This is a genomic window from Streptomyces sp. V4I8, assembly GCF_041261225.1.
Lineage (GTDB): Bacteria > Actinomycetota > Actinomycetes > Streptomycetales > Streptomycetaceae > Streptomyces.
Genome location: NZ_JBGCCN010000001.1, coordinates 4,419,232 through 4,437,102, shown reverse-complemented (window position 1 = coordinate 4,437,102; position 17,871 = coordinate 4,419,232). Strand labels below are relative to the sequence as shown.

The 17,871-nt window shown below is 70.8% G+C and carries 19 protein-coding genes; 9 read left to right on the top strand and 10 right to left on the bottom strand.

Annotated elements, in window-relative coordinates; translation table 11 throughout:
* Positions 1 to 23 precede the first annotated feature (23 nt).
* Complete coding sequence (locus ABIE67_RS20070; protein ID WP_370259213.1) at positions 24 to 227, top strand: hypothetical protein; 204 nt, start codon at positions 24 to 26, stop codon at positions 225 to 227.
* A 185-nt stretch (positions 228 to 412) separates the two neighbouring features.
* On the opposite strand, the gene ABIE67_RS20065 is transcribed toward ABIE67_RS20070, so the two are convergent.
* Entirely contained in the window at positions 413 to 3,646 is a 3,234-nt protein-coding gene (locus ABIE67_RS20065; RefSeq protein WP_370259212.1) for a S41 family peptidase, read from the bottom strand.
* Between the two features lie 168 nt (positions 3,647 to 3,814).
* Here ABIE67_RS20065 and ABIE67_RS20060 point away from each other — a divergent pair, with 168 nt between their 5' ends.
* Together ABIE67_RS20060 and ABIE67_RS20055 are read left to right on the top strand one after the other, a co-directional pair.
* Positions 3,815 to 4,420 (top strand): TetR/AcrR family transcriptional regulator, encoded by a 606-nt coding sequence (locus ABIE67_RS20060; protein ID WP_370259211.1) that lies wholly within the window; start codon positions 3,815 to 3,817, stop codon positions 4,418 to 4,420.
* Positions 4,421 to 4,552: 132 nt separating this feature from the next.
* Positions 4,553 to 6,802, top strand: coding sequence for an MMPL family transporter (locus ABIE67_RS20055; protein ID WP_370259210.1), 2,250 nt, complete (start codon positions 4,553 to 4,555; stop codon positions 6,800 to 6,802).
* A gap of 69 nt (positions 6,803 to 6,871) precedes the next feature.
* On the opposite strand, the gene ABIE67_RS20050 is transcribed toward ABIE67_RS20055, so the two are convergent.
* Complete coding sequence (locus ABIE67_RS20050; RefSeq protein ID WP_370259209.1) at positions 6,872 to 7,294, bottom strand: ATP-binding protein; 423 nt, start codon at positions 7,292 to 7,294, stop codon at positions 6,872 to 6,874.
* 164 nt (positions 7,295 to 7,458) lie between these two features.
* Between ABIE67_RS20050 and ABIE67_RS20045 the strand changes: the two genes are divergently transcribed.
* Genes ABIE67_RS20045 through ABIE67_RS20030 form a run of 4 tightly spaced genes read left to right on the top strand, consistent with a single transcriptional unit; the run spans position 7,459 to position 9,872 of the window.
* Complete coding sequence (locus ABIE67_RS20045; RefSeq protein WP_370259208.1) at positions 7,459 to 8,292, top strand: helix-turn-helix domain-containing protein; 834 nt, start codon at positions 7,459 to 7,461, stop codon at positions 8,290 to 8,292.
* Complete coding sequence (locus ABIE67_RS20040) at positions 8,289 to 8,540, top strand: DUF397 domain-containing protein (protein WP_370259207.1); 252 nt, start codon at positions 8,289 to 8,291, stop codon at positions 8,538 to 8,540. The genes ABIE67_RS20045 and ABIE67_RS20040 overlap by 4 nt, the downstream gene beginning before the upstream one ends.
* Positions 8,541 to 8,550: 10 nt before the next feature.
* On the top strand, positions 8,551 to 9,030 hold the full coding sequence (locus ABIE67_RS20035) for a YbaK/EbsC family protein (protein WP_370259206.1): 480 nt from the start codon (positions 8,551 to 8,553) through the stop codon (positions 9,028 to 9,030).
* A complete protein-coding gene (locus ABIE67_RS20030; RefSeq protein WP_370259205.1) occupies positions 9,027 to 9,872 on the top strand; it encodes an EamA family transporter in 846 nt (281 codons plus the stop codon). Before ABIE67_RS20035 ends, ABIE67_RS20030 begins: the two co-directional genes overlap by 4 nt.
* Positions 9,873 to 9,947: 75 nt before the next feature.
* On the opposite strand, the gene ABIE67_RS20025 is transcribed toward ABIE67_RS20030, so the two are convergent.
* Both ABIE67_RS20025 and ABIE67_RS20020 read right to left on the bottom strand, forming a co-directional pair.
* On the bottom strand, positions 9,948 to 10,226 hold the full coding sequence (locus ABIE67_RS20025; protein WP_370259204.1) for a hypothetical protein: 279 nt from the start codon (positions 10,224 to 10,226) through the stop codon (positions 9,948 to 9,950).
* A 194-nt stretch (positions 10,227 to 10,420) separates the two neighbouring features.
* Positions 10,421 to 11,893 (bottom strand): metallophosphoesterase, encoded by a 1,473-nt coding sequence (locus tag ABIE67_RS20020; protein WP_370259203.1) that lies wholly within the window; start codon positions 11,891 to 11,893, stop codon positions 10,421 to 10,423.
* Positions 11,894 to 12,140: 247 nt separating this feature from the next.
* Between ABIE67_RS20020 and ABIE67_RS20015 the strand changes: the two genes are divergently transcribed.
* The gene (locus ABIE67_RS20015; RefSeq protein ID WP_048584750.1) at positions 12,141 to 12,416 is read left to right on the top strand and encodes a DUF1876 domain-containing protein; all 276 of its coding nucleotides are present in this window, start codon (positions 12,141 to 12,143) and stop codon (positions 12,414 to 12,416) included.
* 63 nt (positions 12,417 to 12,479) lie between these two features.
* Here the strand turns inward: ABIE67_RS20015 and ABIE67_RS20010 are convergent, their stop codons facing one another.
* The 6 genes from ABIE67_RS20010 to ABIE67_RS19985 form a co-directional block, all read right to left on the bottom strand.
* Positions 12,480 to 13,637, bottom strand: coding sequence for a serine hydrolase domain-containing protein (locus tag ABIE67_RS20010; protein ID WP_370259202.1), 1,158 nt, complete (start codon positions 13,635 to 13,637; stop codon positions 12,480 to 12,482).
* 36 nt (positions 13,638 to 13,673) lie between these two features.
* Positions 13,674 to 14,123, bottom strand: a complete 450-nt coding sequence (locus ABIE67_RS20005; RefSeq protein ID WP_370259201.1) for an organic hydroperoxide resistance protein — start codon at positions 14,121 to 14,123, stop codon at positions 13,674 to 13,676.
* A 147-nt stretch (positions 14,124 to 14,270) separates the two neighbouring features.
* The gene (locus tag ABIE67_RS20000; protein WP_370259200.1) at positions 14,271 to 14,732 is read right to left on the bottom strand and encodes a MarR family winged helix-turn-helix transcriptional regulator; all 462 of its coding nucleotides are present in this window, start codon (positions 14,730 to 14,732) and stop codon (positions 14,271 to 14,273) included.
* Positions 14,729 to 15,490: an energy-coupling factor ABC transporter ATP-binding protein gene (locus ABIE67_RS19995; RefSeq protein WP_370259199.1), complete on the bottom strand. Its 762-nt coding sequence runs from the start codon at positions 15,488 to 15,490 to the stop codon at positions 14,729 to 14,731. Before ABIE67_RS19995 ends, ABIE67_RS20000 begins: the two co-directional genes overlap by 4 nt.
* Positions 15,478 to 16,239: a cobalt ECF transporter T component CbiQ gene (gene cbiQ / locus ABIE67_RS19990; protein WP_370259198.1), complete on the bottom strand. Its 762-nt coding sequence runs from the start codon at positions 16,237 to 16,239 to the stop codon at positions 15,478 to 15,480. Before cbiQ ends, ABIE67_RS19995 begins: the two co-directional genes overlap by 13 nt.
* 2 nt (positions 16,240 to 16,241) lie before the next feature.
* Entirely contained in the window at positions 16,242 to 17,300 is a 1,059-nt protein-coding gene (locus tag ABIE67_RS19985) for an energy-coupling factor ABC transporter permease (protein ID WP_370259197.1), read from the bottom strand.
* 183 nt (positions 17,301 to 17,483) lie between these two features.
* Here ABIE67_RS19985 and ABIE67_RS19980 point away from each other — a divergent pair, with 183 nt between their 5' ends.
* Positions 17,484 to 17,861, top strand: coding sequence for an SsgA family sporulation/cell division regulator (locus ABIE67_RS19980; protein ID WP_370259196.1), 378 nt, complete (start codon positions 17,484 to 17,486; stop codon positions 17,859 to 17,861).
* Positions 17,862 to 17,871 lie beyond the last annotated feature (10 nt).

Below are 17,871 nucleotides of genomic sequence, written 5' to 3'. Positions count from 1 at the left end.
ACTCACTACGGGAGTGAACCCACATGGGTATGAAGGACCAGTTCCAGGAGAAGTCCGAGCAGCTTCAGCAGCGTGCGCGTCAGCACGGTCAGCCGGAGCGGGGCCGTCCGGAGCGGCCGCAGGAGCGTGGCCGTCCGGAGCGTCCGGAGCGTCCGCAGCGGGAGGACGAGCGTGAGCGTCCGATGCGTGAGGACGAGGAGCGGTTTGACCAGGACTACGACCGGTAGTCGTTGTCCCTGGCTCAGCTGACGCGAACGTGGGGTGCCCCCTGTTTGGTGGGTGCCCCGCGTTTGCGTTGGTGGTAGGGGGTTCGTTGTCGGGTGCGGGATGGTGGGGGCTGGCCGCGCCCGCGCGGCGGAGCCGCAAATTGATACAGCCCCGCGCCCCTAAGGGAGTTGCCCTGCCCCCACGTTCAAGAGCGCGGCGGCAGTTTTGGCCTCGACCGGTCCGGGACGTGTGCGTAATCCGGGGGCGTTGCCGGGGGGTTGGTCTCCAGTAGCTCCAGGGCCAGTTCCACCGCGTCCGTCAGCTGGGCATGGCGGCCCTCGGCCCAGTCCAGCGGGGTGCGCAAGACCTCGACGTCCGGGGTCACGCCCTTGTTCTCGATGCTCCAGCCGTACGCGTCGAACCAGGCCGCGTTCATCGGGACCGTGATCACCGTGCCGTCGCCCAGGCGGTGGCGGCCGGTCATGCCGACGACTCCGCCCCAGGTGCGCTGGCCGACGACCGGGCCGAGCTTGAGGAGTTTGAAGGCCGCCGTGATCATGTCGCCGTCGGATGACGTCGCCTCGTCGGCCAGGGCGACCACCGGGCCCCTCGGGGCGTTGGACGCGTAGGACACCGGCTGGGCGTTCCTCGTCAGGTCCCAGCCGAGGATCGTGCGGGTCAGTTTCTCCACGACCAGCTCGCTGATGTGACCGCCCGCGTTGCCGCGTACGTCGACGATCAGCGCGGGGCGTGACATCTCCATGCGCAGGTCCCGGTTGAACTGGGCCCACCCCGAGCCGCCCATGTCCGGGATGTGGAGGTAGCCGCAGCGGCCGCCGCTCAACTCCCGTACGACGGCACGGCGTTTGGCGACCCAGTCCTGGTAGCGGAGCGGGCGTTCGTCGATCAGGGGGACCACGGCCACGCGTCGGGCCCGGCCCGCCTCGCCCTCCGCCGGGGTGAAGGTCAGCTCCACCGTCGTCCCGCCGGCCCCGGCGAGCAGCGGGTAGGGGCCGGTGACCGCGTCCACGGGGCGGCCGTCGACGTGGGTGAGCACCGCGCCCTCGCGGATCCCCGTGCCCGCCAGCGGAGAGCGGGCCTTGGAGTCGGACGATTCGCCGGGGAGGATGCGCCTGACCACCCACTCGTCGTCGCGGCGTACGAAGTTGGCGCCCAGCAGGCCCTGCCAGCGCTGGTAGTGCGGGGGGCCCTCGTTGCGGCGGGCGGCCGAGACGTACGCGTGCGAGGTGCCCAGCTCGCCCAGTACCTCGCGGAGCAGGTCGGCGAACTCGTCGGGGGAGGCGACCCGTTCGACCAGGGGGCGGTACTGGGCGAGGACCGCGTCCCAGTCGATGCCGCACATCCCGGGCTCCCAGAAGTACGCCCTGATCAGCCGGCCCGCCTCCTCGTACGCCTGCCTCCACTCGGCCGGCGGGTCGACCTCGTGCAGGATGCGGCGCAGGTCGATCCAGACCGTCGTGTCGCTGTCGCCGGACTCCGAGGCGGGCACCCCGCGCAGGTCGCCCTCGTCGACCAGGACCAGGCGGGACCCGTCGCCGCTCACCGCGAACCAGTCCAGATGGTCGACGAGTTCGGACTTCTTCGCCTTGCTGATATTGAAGTGTTCGAGGGTCGGCCGGCCGGTCGTGTCGTCCGGGTTGGCGAACGTCTCGCCCAGCGCGCCCGAGATCGGCCAGCGCAGCCAGACCAGTCCACCGCCCGCGACCGGGTGCAGCGCCGAGTACTTGGAGGCGCTGACGGGGAAGGGGGTGACCCGGCTCTCCAGGCCCTCCAGTTCGACGGTCGGCGCGCCGCCGTCCCCGCCCTCCTCGTCCTCCACCGGGTCCAGGCCGCCGGCGGCCGGGCGGCCCTCGGGGGTCAGCGCGAAGGGGGAGGGGGTCGCGGAGGAGAGGGGGACCAGGTAGGGGCGGCAGCCCAGCGGGAAGGACAGGTCGCCGGTGTGGACGTCGTACACCGGGTCGAAGCCCCGCCAGGAGAGGAAGGCCAGATAGCGGCCGTCCCGGGTGAACACCGGGTTCTCGTCCTCGAAGCGGCCGTTGGTGACGTCGACGATCAGGCTGTCCCTTATACGCGCCAGCTTGATCTGGCGCAGCGAGCGGCCGATCCCGGGGTGCGACCAGGCCAGCCAGGTGCCGTCCGGGGAGAAGGCCAGGTCCCGGACGGGGCCGTTGACCGACCGGATCAGCTCGGTGACCTCGCCGTTCGAGTCCTCCGTCACGTCCAGGAGGAGCAGCCGTCCGTCGTGCGCGGCGATCGCGAGGCGCTCGCCCTGCGGGTCGGCGACCATCTCCAGGACCCGGCCCAGCTCGCCGGAGGCCGGCCGGCGTGGCTCGCGGTCGCCGGTCGCGCGGGGCAGGTAGGCGATCTCGACGGCGTCCTCGCCCTCGGCGTCCGTCACATACGCGACCTGGCCGGACGAACCGAGCATCTCCGGGAGCCGGACGCGTACGCCGGGGGTGTCGGTGATCGTGCGGGCCGGGCCGTCCCGGTGGGTGAGCCAGTAGAGGCTGCCGCGGACGACCACGGCACTCGCGCGGCCCGTCTCGTCGACGGAGATGCCGTCGATGTGCTGGGCGGCCGGCACCTGGTACCTGCGGCGGCCGGCGGCCGGACCGCTCATGCGTACGTCCAGGCGGCGCGGCTCGGAGCCCGCGGCGAGGTCGTCCACGATCCACAGGTCGCCCGCGCACTGGTACACCACCCGGGTGCCGTCACTCGACGCGTGCCGGGCGTAGAAGGCGTCGTGGTCGGTGTGGCGGCGCAGGCCGGAGCCGTCGTAGGCGCACGAGTAGAGGTTGCCGACGCCCTCGTGGTCGGAGAGAAAGGCGATCCGGCCGCCGACGAACATGGGGGAGTCGAGGTGGCCGCCGATGTCCGCGAGCAGGCGTTCGCCGTGCAGCCACAGGCGGCCCATGGCGCCGCCCCGGTAGCGCTTCCAGGAGGCGGGTTCGTGCGGTGGGGTGCCGGTCAGGAGCAGGCTCTTGCGCTCGCCGTCGAGGTCGGCGACCTGGATGTCGGAGCACGGGCCCCAGGGGAGCTTGCTGCCGGGGTCGCCGTCGGGGCGGACCTTGTAGGCCCAGGTGAAGTGGGAGAAGGGCTCGCCGTGGGAGGCCACGGCGAGGATCACGCCCTCGGGGGTCCAGCCGCACACCCGGGTGTCCGCCGAGCCCCAGTGGGTGAGTTGGCTGCTCGGGCCGCCGTCCACCGCGACCAGGTGGATCTCGGGGACCAGACTGCGCCAGCTCGTGTACGCCAAGTGGCGGCCGTCGGGCGAGAACCGGGGGTGGCCGATCTTGGTGCGGTCCACGGTGAGCCGCCAGGCGCGGCCCCGGCCGTCGAGGGGGGCCAGCCACAGGTCGTCCTCGGCCACGAAGCACAACAGATCGTCATGGAGATGCGGCAGACGCAGATAGCTCACCTCCCCATGTTTTTCCTGTGGGCGGGCCCGGGCAACTCGTGACACAAGGGGAGCCGTGGACCACGGGTGACCCATGACACGAACGAAACCGTTTCGTTTCGCTGTGGGGTGCGCTACATTTCTTGTGTACGAAACAGTGTCGTTCGGAGCGGGAAGGCGGAGAGACACATGACTGAGATCGCGACGGCGCGTCGCAGTCGGATCACTCCCGAGCGCGAGGCCGAGTTGTACGGGGCCGTGCTCGACCTGCTCCGGGAAGTCGGCTACGACGCCCTCACCATGGACGCCGTGGCGGCCCGCACCCGGTCCAGCAAGGCCACCCTCTACCGCCAGTGGGGCGGCAAGGCCGAGCTGGTGGCGAAGGCGGTGCGGCACAGCAAGCCGGGCGGCTTCGGCCTCGAAGAGATCGACACCGGATCGCTCCGCGGCGATCTGCACGCCCTCACCCTGCGCTCGGACGACTGCGAGATGGAGCAGAACTCCGCGCTGATGCGGGGTCTGGCCATGGCGGTCCACGGCAATCCGGACCTGCTGAAGGCCTTCCGCGAGCATCTCGTCGAACCGGAGATCGCGGAATTCCGTCGCATCGTGCGGCGGGCGGTCGAGCGGGGCGAGGTCTCCGCGGACAACCCGGCGGCCGGGTTCATGATGCACATGATGCTCGGCGCGTTCGTCGCCCGCACGCTGCTCGACGAGCAGCCGCCCACCCAGGCGTTCCTCCTTTCGTACATCGACGCCGTGGTCCTCCCCGCCCTCGGCGCGCCCGTCAGCTGACGAGTCCCCGCAGCTGACGAGCCCCCTCCCCAGTAAGACCCAGCAAGCCCTCCACCTGACGTAACCGCTCACGTCGTCGGGCTGATCACCCCTGCCCAGAAGTAACCCACGACCTGACCGGGAGACGCCCTCGTGGCCACGTTCCTCTACAAACTCGGCCGGCTCGCCTTCCGGCGACGGCACTTCGTCGCCCTGATATGGGTCGCGCTGCTGACGCTCGCGGGCGTCGGCGCGGCCAGCGCTCCCAGCGCCGGATCCACCTCCTTCTCCATTCCGGGCACGGAAGCGCAGAAGGCTTTCGACCTGCTCGAACAACGTTTCCCCGGCAGCAGCGCGGACGGCGGTACCGCCCGGGTCGTCTTCAAGGCGCCGGAGGGGGAGAAGATGACGGACGCCGCCAACAAGGCGACCGTCGAGAAGACCGTGAAGGAGCTGTCCGACGGCTCCGAGGTCGTCTCCGTCGCCGACCCCTACCAGGCGCACGCCGTCAGCAAGAACGGCACGATCGCCTACGCCTCCGTGCGGTACGAGGTCCCCGGCATGGAACTGAAGGACGCCAGCAGGGACGCGCTGGAGGACGCCGGGCAGCAGGCGCGGGACGCCGGGCTGACCGTGGAGATCGGCGGTGACGCGCTCCAGACGACGCCCGAGGCCGCCGCCTCCGAGGTCATCGGTCTCGCCGTCGCCGCGGTCGTTCTCGTCATCACCTTCGGCTCGCTGGTCGCGGCCGGACTGCCGCTGCTCACCGCCCTCATCGGCGTCGGCATCGGTGTCTCGGTGATCACCGCGCTGGCCAACGCACTGGACCTGGGTTCCACCACCTCCACCCTGGCCATGATGATCGGCCTCGCGGTCGGCATCGACTACGCGCTCTTCATCGTCTCCCGCTACCGCGCCGAACTGGCCGAGGGCCGCGACCGCGAGGAGGCGGTCGGCCGGGCCACCGGCACGGCGGGCTCCGCGGTGGTCTTCGCCGGTCTCACCGTGGTGATCGCCCTGGCCGGCCTGGCCGTCGTCGACGTTCCGATGCTCACGAAGATGGGCCTCGCGGCCGCGGGCACGGTCGTGATCGCGGTGCTGATCGCGCTGACCATGGTCCCCGCGCTGCTCGGCTACGCGGGCCGCAAGGTGAAGCCGGCAGGCGAGAAGGGCAAGCTCCTCGGGGGCCGCAAGAAGTCCGCCGCGGACAAGGCGGCTTCGGGCAACGCGGCTCCGGCCAAGCCGAACATGGGCACGCGCTGGGCCAGCTTCGTCGTACGCCGTCCCGTGGCCGTCCTCCTCCTCGGCGTAGTCGGTCTCGGTGCCGCGGCCCTCCCGGCGACCTCCCTCGAACTGGGCCTGCCGGACGACGGTTCGCAGCCGACCTCGACCACGCAGCGCCGGGCCTACGACCTGCTCTCGGAGGGCTTCGGCCCCGGCTTCAACGGCCCGCTCATGGTCGTCGTCGACGCCAAGGCGAGCGATGCCCCCAAGAACGTCGTCAACGACGTCACCAGCGAGATCAAGGGCCTCAAGGACGTCGTGACGGTGACCCCGGCGACGTACAACAAGGCGGGCGACACGGCGACGATCACCGTGATCCCCGACTCCAAGCCCTCGTCGGGCTCGACCGAGGACCTGGTGCACTCCATTCGTGAGGCCGGCGCGGAGATCAAGTCCGACACGGACGCGAGCGTGCTGGTCACCGGCACGACGGCGATGAACATCGACTTCTCGCAGAAGCTGAACGACGCGCTGGTGCCGTATCTGATCCTGGTGGTCGGTCTCGCCTTCCTGCTCCTGATCCTGGTGTTCCGCTCGATCCTGGTCCCGCTGAAGGCGGCCCTCGGCTTCCTCCTGTCGGTGCTCGCGGCGCTCGGCGCGGTCGTCGCTGTCTTCCAGTGGGGCTGGCTCGCGAGCCTCTTCGGGGTCGAGGAGACCGGTCCGGTCATGTCGATGATGCCGATCTTCATGGTCGGCGTGGTCTTCGGCCTGGCCATGGACTACGAGGTGTTCCTGGTGACCCGGATGCGCGAGGCGTACGTCCACGGCGAGAAGCCGAGCCAGGCCGTGGTGACCGGGTTCCGGCACAGCGCCCGGGTGGTGGTGGCCGCCGCGCTGATCATGATCGCGGTGTTCGCCGGCTTCATCGGCGCCAGCGAGTCGATGGTCAAGATGATCGGCTTCGGACTCGCCATCGCCGTCCTCTTCGACGCCTTCGTCGTCCGCATGGCGATCGTCCCGGCGGTGCTCGCCCTGCTCGGCAAGAAGGCCTGGTGGCTGCCGAAGTGGCTGGACCGCGCCCTGCCGAACGTCGACGTCGAGGGCGAGAGCCTGCGCACGGAGGCCGAGACGGGGAAGGACACGGACGCCGACGAGGACCGTGCGCTGGCGCGCGTCTGACCGGCCGCCGTTGAAGTACGACCATTGAGGTGGACCAGCCGGTGAGGGCTCCGTGGGGACGGGGTGCCCTCACCGGCTTCCGCGTACCTTCAGCTCGGCCCAGACCGTCTTGCGCGGATACGGCCCCGGCGCCGCACCCCACCGGTCGGCCAGCGCCTCCACCAGGAGCAGGCCCCGGCCGGACTCGGCGTCCGGGGCGGTCGGTGTGCGCCGGGGCAGGAGGTCGCCGCGCGTGTCCGTCACCTCGACGCGGAGGGTGTCGCCCACGACGTAGAGCGTCAGGCGGAAGTCCCGGCCCGAGACGCGGCCGTGGGTGGCCGCGTTGTTGGCCAGTTCGGCCACGATGTGCTCCGCCGAGTCGAACGGTAGCCCCCAGCTGCGGAGTTGCTCCCTCGCGAGGAGGCGGGCGAGGCGGGCGCCCCGGGGCGTGGGGGACAGGAGCACGCTGAAGTTGCGGATGGTGTGGGTGAGTTCGTTTTCAGGGGCAGCCATCTCTCGGTTCATGTCACTCAGAGTGGCGTGATCGGCTTCCCTGGGTGAGTGATCGCTCCTGTGCGTAGCGGGACTGTCCCGACTTTGTCTCGTGCTGTCTCGGCTGTCTCGGGGGTTGTACGGGTACGAGTGCGCGTCGGAGGTGGGTGACTGTGAACGACCAGGTGGACGAGGCCGGTTGGGATGTCGAGCCGGGGGACGAGATCGAGCCGGTGGTCCAGGCGGTGGGGCATTTGCTCAAGGTCTGCCGGGAGGCCGCGGGGATGAGGGCGGCCGAGTTCGGGGAGATCATGGGCTACGGCGAGGACATGATCCGCAAGATGGAGCGGGGGCAGCGGATTCCCCGACCGGAGTTCCTGGACAGGGCGGACGACGTGCTGAGGGCGCAGGGGCACCTCAAGGCGTTCAAGTGGCAGATGGAGCAGGCCCGGTATCCGAAGAAGGTGCGGAAGCTGAAGGAGATGGAGGAGCGGGCGGTTGAGATGATGCTGTACAGCAACCACAACATCCATGGCCTGTTGCAGACGCCGGAGTACGCACGGACGCTGTACGAGATGAGGCAGCCCGCGCTCTCGCCGGACGTGGTGGAGCGGGAAGCCGCCGCGCGCATGGCCCGTAAGTCGGTCTTCGACCGGGACCCCGCCCCGACGCTCGGTTTCGTCCAGGAACAAGTGACGCTGGAACGCCCGTACGGTGGGAAGATGGTGTTGCGCCGACAGCTCGAACACCTCCTGGAGGTATCGCAGTTGCGGAACGTCACCGTCCAGGTCATGCCGACCGACCGTGAGGAGCACGCTGGAGCGGCGGGCCAGATCGAAGTGCTGAAGTTTGGTGACGGCACGGCGATCGGACGTTCCGACGGCGCGTTCAACGGCCGCCCGGTCTCAAGCCCCAGGGATCTTCGTATCCTTGAACTCCGCTATGGCATGATCCGGGCGCAGGCTCTCACGCCGAGGGAGTCACAGGCCTTCATCGAGCAAGTGCTGGGGAGACTATGAGCGCCACCGAACTCCACTGGTTCAAGAGCAGCTACAGCAGCAGCAACGAACCCGGCGACTGCGTCGAAGTGGCGCTGGACTGGTTCAAGAGCAGCTACAGCAGCAATCCTGAACCCGGCGACTGCGTCGAGGTCGCCACCACCCCCGCCACCATCCACATCCGCGACTCCAAGACCCCCGAGGCCCCCCACCTCACCGTCGCCCCGGGCGCCTGGAATTCATTCGTGGGCCACGTATCCGACCGCTAGCCTGCGGTGCATGACCCGTTTCACCGATGCCCTGCGTGAGCTAGGGCTGACCGACCTCGACGCCCGGATCCGCCACTTCCCGGAGGGCGCCCGTACTGCCGCCGAGGCAGCCGCCGCGATCGGGTGTGAGCTCAGTCAGATCTGCAAGTCGCTGATCTTCGCGGCCGACGGCGTGCCCGTGCTGGTGCTGATGGACGGCGCCTCCCGCGTCGACGTGGAGCTGGTCCGCAAGGAACTCGGCGCCCAGAAGGTCACGCGGGCCAAGGCGGACGTCGTACGGGAGACCACCGGGTACGCCATCGGCGGCGTGCCGCCCTTCGGGCACCGTACGAAGACGCGCGTGCTCGCCGACCGTTCGCTGCTCGGTCACGAGCTCGTCTGGGCCGCCGCCGGGAACCCGCACGCCGTCTTCCCCATGGCGCCCAAGGACCTCGTCACCCACGCCGGCGCCACCGTGGTGGACGTGCGCGAGCAGACGCGGACTTCGTGACCCCGCTGGTCACCGCCGCCGTCCTGCTCGCGGCCGTCACACACGCCAGTTGGAACGCCGTCGCCCACAAGATCACCGACAAGCTGGTGGGGTTCACGCTCATCACGGGCGGCGGGGTGCTGATCGGCCTGGCGCTCATCCCCTTCGCGGCGTTCCCGGCGGCGGAGGCCTGGCCGTATCTCCTCGCCTCGGCCCTCGTCCACATCGTCTACTTCGCGCTGCTCATGAAGTCGTTCCGGCTGGGCGACTTCGGGCAGGCCTACCCCATCGCGCGCGGCACCGCGCCGCTCGTCGTCGCCGTGGCCGCCGCCTTCGTCGCCCACGAGGTGCCCGACGGGTGGGCCGCCGCCGGGATCGCCGTGTCCTGTGCGGGACTCACGGGCGTCGCCCTGTGGGGTCTGCGGGGGAACCCGCCCAACTGGGCCGCGATCGGCGCGGCGTTGGCGACCGGGCTGAGCATCGCGGCGTACACCGTGCTGGACGGGCTGGGAGTGCGGGCCTCCGGGTCGTCCCTCGGGTATATCGCCTGGCTGATGGCGGTGCAGGGGCTCGCCGTACCTGCGTACGCCGGGTGGCGCTGGCGCCGGGAGACGGTCACGGTGCTGCGGCCGTTCGCCGGGGTGGGACTGCTGGGTGCCGCACTGTCCTTCGCCGCGTACGCACTGGTCCTGTGGGCGCAGACGAAGGCCGAACTGGCGCCGATCGCCGCCCTGCGGGAGTCCTCGATCATCGTGGGCGCCGCGATCGGCGCCGTGTTCTTCAAGGAGCGCTTCGGGGCGCCGCGCGTCCTGGCGGCGGGACTGCTGGTCATAGGGATCGGGCTGATGCTGCACGCGGGCTGAGGCGGCAGCACCTGGAGGTGCGGCCAGGCGGCCGGCGATCGCCGGCCGCCTGGGACCACTGGGAGCGACAGCCCGTCAGAAGGCGGTGTTGTTGCAGCCCATCGTCGAGCCGAGGTGCGTGCTCTGGGCGCCCGCGTCGCCTTCGCCGTTGACCCCGCTGCCGAGGAGGCCGTTGAGGATGCCGACCACGCCGAGGATGTCGAGGTTCAGGTCGTGCGACTTGCAGGTGGTGCTCTGCTGGACCTTGACGTCGTTGCCTCGGGGGCCTTGGTCCGCCTGCGCGGTGCCCGCGCCCACGAGCCCGACGGTGGTGAGGGCGGCGACCAGGACCGCGGCCTTGCGAAGCTTGTGCATGTCATCTCCGGTGGAGTGAGGTGGATGCGATGCGTGAAGGAGCGACTCCTTACGATTAAGGGAGATTAAGTAGGAAATGCCCCAAATCATCCTGTGGCGCGCCGAGTTTTGGCGATCTTCCGCCGGGATGATGCTGCCCGCGGGCGACCGGACGCCTGAACCGAACGTCTGAACAGGCCGACTGAAGTCGTGCGCTATCCGCGCCCCGTGACGCCCGACAGGTCGTGCGCCGTCACGCTGTTGCGGTCGGTGACCGAGCGGCCCAGGGCATGGTGGGGCCACAGTCCCGCGGCCACCCGTCGACTGCGCTCGCTCCACTGACGGGCCGCCAGGTCACCGGCCTTGTAGTGGTTGAGGGCGTAACCGCCGGAGTGGATGCGCAACAGGGTGAAGCCGCCGGGGTACTCCTTGGCGGCGGCGACCTCCTGCTGGGTGACGTGCGGGGCCCGCGACAGCACGGTGCGTTTGTTGCGGTGGGTGTGCCCCGCGTGGTGGAGGAAGACGCCGGGCGCGGACGCGTAGGCGTCGACGACGGCACGGGCCTGGCGGCGGTCCAGCTGCTGGCCGCGGGTCACTGGGAAGACCGAGTCCCGCACGGTCAGCGGATGGTGGCCGAAGACGAGCGTCGGCTGGTCCGGGGCCTCCCTCAACCTCGCCCGGAACCACGCCAGTTGCTCGGGCCCGAGCCCGCCCGCGTCGGCGCCGTTGCCGGTCTTGACGTAGGTGTCGAGACCGATGATCCGCAGCCCGTCGAGGTCACGGGCGAAGTACCCCGGCCCGCCCTCGGCGGCTGGGAACGCGGTGTGGAAGCTGGCGTTGTCCCGGGAGCGGTCGTGGTTGCCGCGTACGACGAAGTAGTCCCGGCCGTGCGCGCCGAATCCGTCCAGGATCCGCCGGGCCTCGCCGAGGTCGTGCGCCGCCCCGCCCGCCGAGATGTCGCCCCCGGCCAGCAGTACGTCCGCCCCGCGCCGTCGGGCCTCCTCGACCAGGGCGCGGCTCATGAGCTCCGGATACGGCGCCCGCCCCGGCTGCTGCGGCACCCCGCGCAACAGGGGAAAGCCGCCGACGAGGCCCGCGGTCGTCTCGCCGAGATGCAGGTCGTTGCAGAGCGCGACCGACAGCAGGTGCCGGCCGGGCGGCGGCTCGGGGGTGGTGAAGGAGTACGGCCCGCCGCTCGCACCGAAGCCGAACGTCGACGTGCCCACCGCGTTGCCGCGCACGAGATGCAGCGGGGTGGGCGTCGCGGCCGTGCCCCGGGAGCGGGCCTGGTAGTAGTACGTCTGCCCCGGCTCCAGGCCGGTGAGTTCGACCTGGTGATGGGCGGTCGGCCGGTCCTCGGACGCCGTGCGGTTGAGCCGGGAGGGGTGGGTGCCGTAGACGACCTCGCCCTCGGTGAGCGCGGGGAGGGGGTGGCCCAGGCCGTCGTCGGTGCCGGGGATCCCGGTGTACCAGGTGATGACGGCGCTGTCCTCGGTGAGGGTGACGAGTTCGAGGCTGACCGCGAGCAGGTCGTCGGGGTGGTGGGAGCGGGCCCGCTGCATGGCGGCGGACGCCGACCGCAGCAGGGCGGGGGCGAGGCGGGCACCTGAGCGCAGCACCTCGCAGGGGCCGGGGAAGGCCGACAGTGCCGCGAGGGCGGGGAGGTGGGCGGAGAAGCAGCAGCGCATGTCCTCGATGTGGCCCGGTGCGGTGAACGGGGGAGGTGACGGTGGCGGCGGGGCCAGGTCCGGCGCGCGACATCTCTGTGGAACATCTCAGTGGAACGCGACATCTCCATGGAAGCAGGGCGAAGCCGGTCACCGAAGGGAGTGTGCCGAGTCTCACTGATCCCGGGTTGCGGACTTTGCGCCTCTGACTGGTGGGCGGCGGCCTCCGAGGCGCACCCTGGAAGCAGAACTTCCGGAGGTGATCGTCATGATGCACACCACAGTGGGATGGCATGTCGAGCTGGAGTTCCAGGAGGACGAGACGCACACCCGGGCGGTCGCGATGGTGCGCCTCCCCGACGGCACCGAGGTACGCGCCCAGGGGCACGCCTCACGGCACCACACGGACGCGAATCAGCCACGTGTCGGTGAGGAGATCGCCGGGGCTCGGGCGTTGAACGAATTGGCGATGCAGATGCTGACGAAGGCGCACAGCGAGATCGACCAGGCGTCGGGGCGTACGTCGCATCCGATTCACGTCTGAGGGTGCCCCGACAGGTCGTACAGCGGCTGCGGCGCAGCCTCGCGCCCATAGGCGCCGAGCCGTTTACGTCAGCGCTGCCCGCACCGCCCGGATCAAGCCCTGCGCCCTCGGGTCCGCCGTCACCGTCTTGCGGAAGCCGTTTGTCACGTAGCCGAACGCGATTCCCGACTCGGGGTCGGCGAAGCCGAGGGCGCCGCCGCGGCCGGGGTGGCCGAAGGAGCCCAGGCCGAGCAACGGGGACGCGGTGCCGTGGAGCATGTAGCCGAGGCCGAAACGGGTGTTGACGACCAGGACGCGGTCCGGGCCCGCCGACTCCTCGGCACGGGCCAGTTCCACCGTCGCCGGGTCGAGGAGCCGTACGCCGTCGACCTCGCCGATCAGCGCCGCGTAGAAGCGCGCCAGACCGTCGGCCGTCGCGATGCCGTTCGTCGCGGGGAGGGCGGCGGCAAGGTAGGCGGGATCGTTCTGGTCGGGGAACGGGGTGATCGCGGCGAACGCGCGGCGAGTGAGGGAGCCCGGGTCGTCATACGCCTCGGTGACCGACCGCTTCGGGCGGGAGCGCAGTCCACCGGCCGGTTCGGGACCGTCGACGCGACCGGTACGGCCCACCCGTGCCGTCTCCGACTCCGGCAGCCCCAGCCACAGGTCCAGGCCCAGCGGACCGGCGACCTCCGCGGCGAGCCACTCGCCGGCCCGGCGTCCCGTCACCCGCCGCACCAGTTCGTCCAGCAGCCAGCCGTACGTCAGCGCGTGATAGCCGTGGTCGGTGCCCGGCTCCCACGCGGGCGCCTGGGCTGCCACCGCCTCGGGGCCGCGACCCGGGTCCAGTGCCTCCTCGGGCGTGAGCGGACGATCGAGCACCGGGAGCCCGGCACGGTGGTTCAGCACCTGCCGGACCAGCAGCCGCTCCTTGCCGTGCGCCTTGAACTCCGGCCAGTACGCGGCCAACGGCGCGTCCAGGTCCAGCTCTCCCCGCTGCTGGAGGATGAGGGGCACGGCGGCGGCGACGCCCTTGGTCGCCGAGCGCACGACCTGCGCGGTGCCGTGCTGCCAGGGCTGCGTGCCGTCGACGTCCTTCGTACCGGCCCACAGGTCGACGACCTTGCGCCCGTCCCGGTACACGGCGACGGCGGCACCCCGCTCGCCGAGCGCGGCGAAGTTCCGGGCGAACGCCTCCCTGACCGGCTCGAAGCCCTCGGCCACTGTGCCGTTCACGTCCACGTCCGTCTCCTCGTCCTGCCTTGTGTGGGTGCCCTTCTACCCAAGCAGGATCGTGACGTCGATGTTCCCCCGGGTCGCGTTGGAGTACGGGCACACCTCGTGCGCCGCGTCCACCAGCTTGGCCGCGAGGTCCGCGTCCAGCACCGGCAGGGAGACGCTGAGGGCGACCGCGAGGCCGTAGCCGCGGTGCTTGTTGGGGCCGATGCCGACCTTCGCGGCGACCGTGGAGCCGGTGAGGTCGTAGCCCTCGCGGCTGCCGACCAGGATCAGCGCGTTGTGGAAGCAGGAGCTGTAGCCGGCGGCGAACAGCTGCTCGGGGTTGGTGCCGTTGCCGTCCCCGCCCAGCTCCGGCGGCATCGCGACCTTGAGCTCGATCTGGCCGTCCTGGCTGGTGACATAGCCGTCCCGGCCGCCGTGCGCGGTCGCCTCGGCGACGTACGTGATCTTCGTCGGACGGGTGTCGACCGCGGTGCCCTCGTCGTTCATGGTTGGCCCTCCCCCAGGCTGTGTCGACGTGCGGCTCCGCCGCGTGGCGTGCACAAGTGCATCGTGCACAAGGTACTGGCCGGTATGGGCCTGCTGTTACCAGGGGGTAGTAACCGTCGGTAAGCCGAGATCAGCGGTAAGCCGCGATCAGCGGTTGCGGTCGGCGGCCGCCGTCGCCTTCGCCGCCAGCTGCCACAGCTCCTTGCGCAGCCGCTCCACCTCCGGGCCGCCGAGCCCGGTCTCCGCCAGCAGCGTGCCCGGTACGCACTCCGCGCGCTCCCGCAGCCCTTCGCCCCGCGCGGTGACCGCGACGAGCACCGACCGCTCGTCACGCGCCGACCGCTCCCGCCGTACCAGCCCGGCCGCCTCCAGCCGCTTCAGCAGCGGGGAGACGGTCCCGTAGTCGAGCCGAAGGGCTGCCGCCAGTTCCTTCACCGTCGTCTCACCGCGCTCCCAGAGGAACAGCAGGACGAGGTACTGCGGGTAGGTGAGGCCGAGTTCGTCGAGGAGCGGGCGGTAGGCGGCCGTCACGGCGCGCTGAGCGGCGTACAGCGCGAAGCACAGTTGCTCGTCGAGCAACAGCGAGCCCTGGGTCTCCTCGTTCGTCACGCGCCCATTGTCACGGACCGCGGATCGAAGCCGAACGGCAGCTCCAGCCGATGGGCGCGCATCAGCTCCTCGTCGGACAGCAGCTCCGCCGTCCTGCCGTCCGCCGCGATCACGCCCTCGCTGAGGACGAGGGAGCGCGGGCACAGCTCCAGGGCGTACGGCAGGTCGTGCGTGACCATGAGGACGGTGACGTCCAACGAGCGCAGGATGTCGGCCAGTTCGCGGCGGGAGGCGGGGTCGAGGTTGGAGGAGGGCTCGTCCAGGACGAGGATCTCCGGCTCCATCGCCAGGACGGTCGCCACCGCGACCCGGCGCCGCTGGCCGAAGGACAGGTGGTGCGGCGGACGGTCCTTGAACTCCGCCATGCCGACCCGCTCCAGCGCCCGGTCGACCCGCTCCTCCAGCTCCGGACCCTTCAGCCCGGCCGCCGCAGGACCGAAGGCGACGTCCTCGCGGACCGTCGGCATGAACAGCTGGTCGTCCGGGTCCTGGAAGACGATCCCGACCCGGCGCCTGATCTCGGCCATGTGCTGCCTGCCGACGGGCAGCCCGGCGACGTGCACGCTGCCCGTGCCGCCGGTCAGGATGCCGTTGAGGTGCAGCACGAGGGTCGTCTTGCCGGCGCCGTTCGGCCCGAGCAACGCGACCCGCTCGCCGCGCGCGATGGAGAAGTCCACGCCGAACAGGGCCTGGTGGCCGTCGGGGTAGGCGAAGGCGAGGCCGGAGACCTCCAGGGAAGCAGTACTCACAGGGCCCATCCCAACACGCAGACGACAAGGGCGGCGAAGGGCAGCGCGAGGGCGTACGACCACTGCGCCCGGGACGCGGTCACCTCGTCGATCACCGGCATCGAACCGGCGTAGCCGCGGCTGATCATGGCCAGATGCACCCGCTCGCCGCGCTCGTAGGAGCGGATGAACAGCGCGCCCGCCGACTTCGCGAGGACGCCCCAGTGCCGCACGCCCTTCGCCTCGAAGCCGCGCGACTCACGGGCGATGCGCATCCGCCGCATCTCGTCCGTGATGACATCGCCGTAGCGGATCATGAAGGACGCGATCTGCACGAGGAGGGGCGGCAGCTTCAACCGCTGGAGGCCGAGGAGCAGTTCACGCAGCTCGGTCGTGGAGGCGAGGAGTACGGAGGCGGCGACGCCGAGGGTGCCCTTCGCCAGCACGTTCCAGGCGCCCCACAGTCCGCTGACGCTCAGCGACATGCCCAGCGCCTCGACCCGCTTGCCCTCGGCCACGAACGGCATCAGCACGGCGAACGCGACGAACGGCACCTCGATCAGCAGCCGCTTGAGCAGAAACCCGGCGGGCACGCGGGCGGCGTACGCGACGAGCGCGAGCAGCACGGCATACAGGCCGAACGCCCACATCGCCTCCCGCGGTGTCGACACCACGACCACCACGAACGCGAAGACCGCGGCGAGCTTGGTGTGCGGCGGCAGGCCGTGCACGGGCGAGTGCCCGTGCCGGTAGAGCCTGTGCGCGTGCCCGGCGCCCATGGTCAGACGCTCGTGCTCGAAGGCGACACGTCGGCCGCCTCGTCCGTGCGACGCCGGCGCACCGCCCAGAAGATGCCGGTGCCCGCGACGACGGTCGCGCCGACGCCGATCACCCCCGCGAGGCCGCCGGACAGACGGGCGTTGTCGATGGCCTCGACGCCGTAGTCGGCGAGCGGGGAGTCGGCGTTCGCGTGCTCCTCGGCGGACCCGGCGAACCCCTTGTCCTCGGCGACCTTCTCCAGGCCGTCGGGGCTGGCGGAGGCGTAGAAGCTGACGAACCCGGCGAGGACGAGGGAGGTGACCAGACCGCCGATCCACAGCGTGCGGCGCGAGGTCCGGGCCGCGACCGGCTGCGCGGCCCCGGGCGCCGGGGCGTCGACGAGCTCCCCGCCGACCCGCAGCTTCAGCGGCTGCCGCAGGTCACGTGCGCCGTACACGAGGTCCGGGCGTACGGCGACGACGGCGCCGATGGTCAGCGCGGTGATCGCGGCCTCGCCGATGCCGATCAGCAGGTGGACGCCGACCATGGCGGTGGCGACCTTGCCGATCGGGACGTCGGTGGTGCCGCCGATCCAGAACAGGAGCGTGAACGCGAGGGCCGCGGCCGGCACCGACACGATCGCGGCGACGAAGGAGGCGGCGGTGATCGAGCGCCGGGTCTTCGGCAGGACCTTCACCAGGCCGCGGAAGACGACGTAGGCGACGACGACGCCGACGATCGCCATGTTGGTGATGTTCACGCCGAGCGCGGTCAGACCGCCGTCCGCGAAGAGGATGCCCTGCATCAGCAGGACGACGGAGATGCACAACGCGCCGGTATAGGGGCCGACGAGGATCGCGGCGAGGGCGCCGCCCAGGAGATGTCCGCTGGTCCCGGCCGCGACCGGGAAGTTGAGCATCTGCACCGCGAAGATGAACGCCGCCACCAGACCGGCCAGCGGCGCCGTCCGCTCGTCGAGCTCACGGCGCGCGCCGCGCAGGCTCACGGCGACCGCGGCCGCGGCGACCACTCCGGTCACGGCGGAGGTCGGGGCGTCTATGAATCCGTCAGGTACATGCACCGTTCGATGATAGTGGCTTAATGCGAACGGCTTGCAAGAGCGAGAGCCTTGTGTATCGCCCACGTGTATCGCACATGTGATATACCCCCGCCCCGACGGGCGCTTCCCGGAAGATATGCGACATTGGAGGGGGAGCGAAGGCACAGCTTCCGCACAGGTCACGCAGTGTGAGAGGGCCGTCCGATGTCTGTAGTCGAACAGTACGCCCGAGCCCACATCGTCACGGACGCGGACCTCCTGTCGGAGGAACAGGACGCCGTTCCGGTCGTCCTGCGCTATGACCCCGACATCGATCCGCGCGCGGTGCGTGTCCGGCTGCCCGGACGCGAAACCCACGAGTGGACGTTCTCACGCGCCCTGCTGGAACAGGGCCTGCGTGCCCCTGCGGGGAGCGGAGAGATACGGGTGTGGCCGTGCGGCCGGGTGCAGGCCGTGGTGGAGTTCCACTCCGCGCAGGGTGTCTCGGTGGTGCAGTTCGAGTCGAAGGCGCTGATGAGGTTTCTGCGGCGGACGTATCTGGCCGCCGCGCCCGTCGAGCGCGAGGCTCAGCTGAGACGCTGAGTTCCGCCCC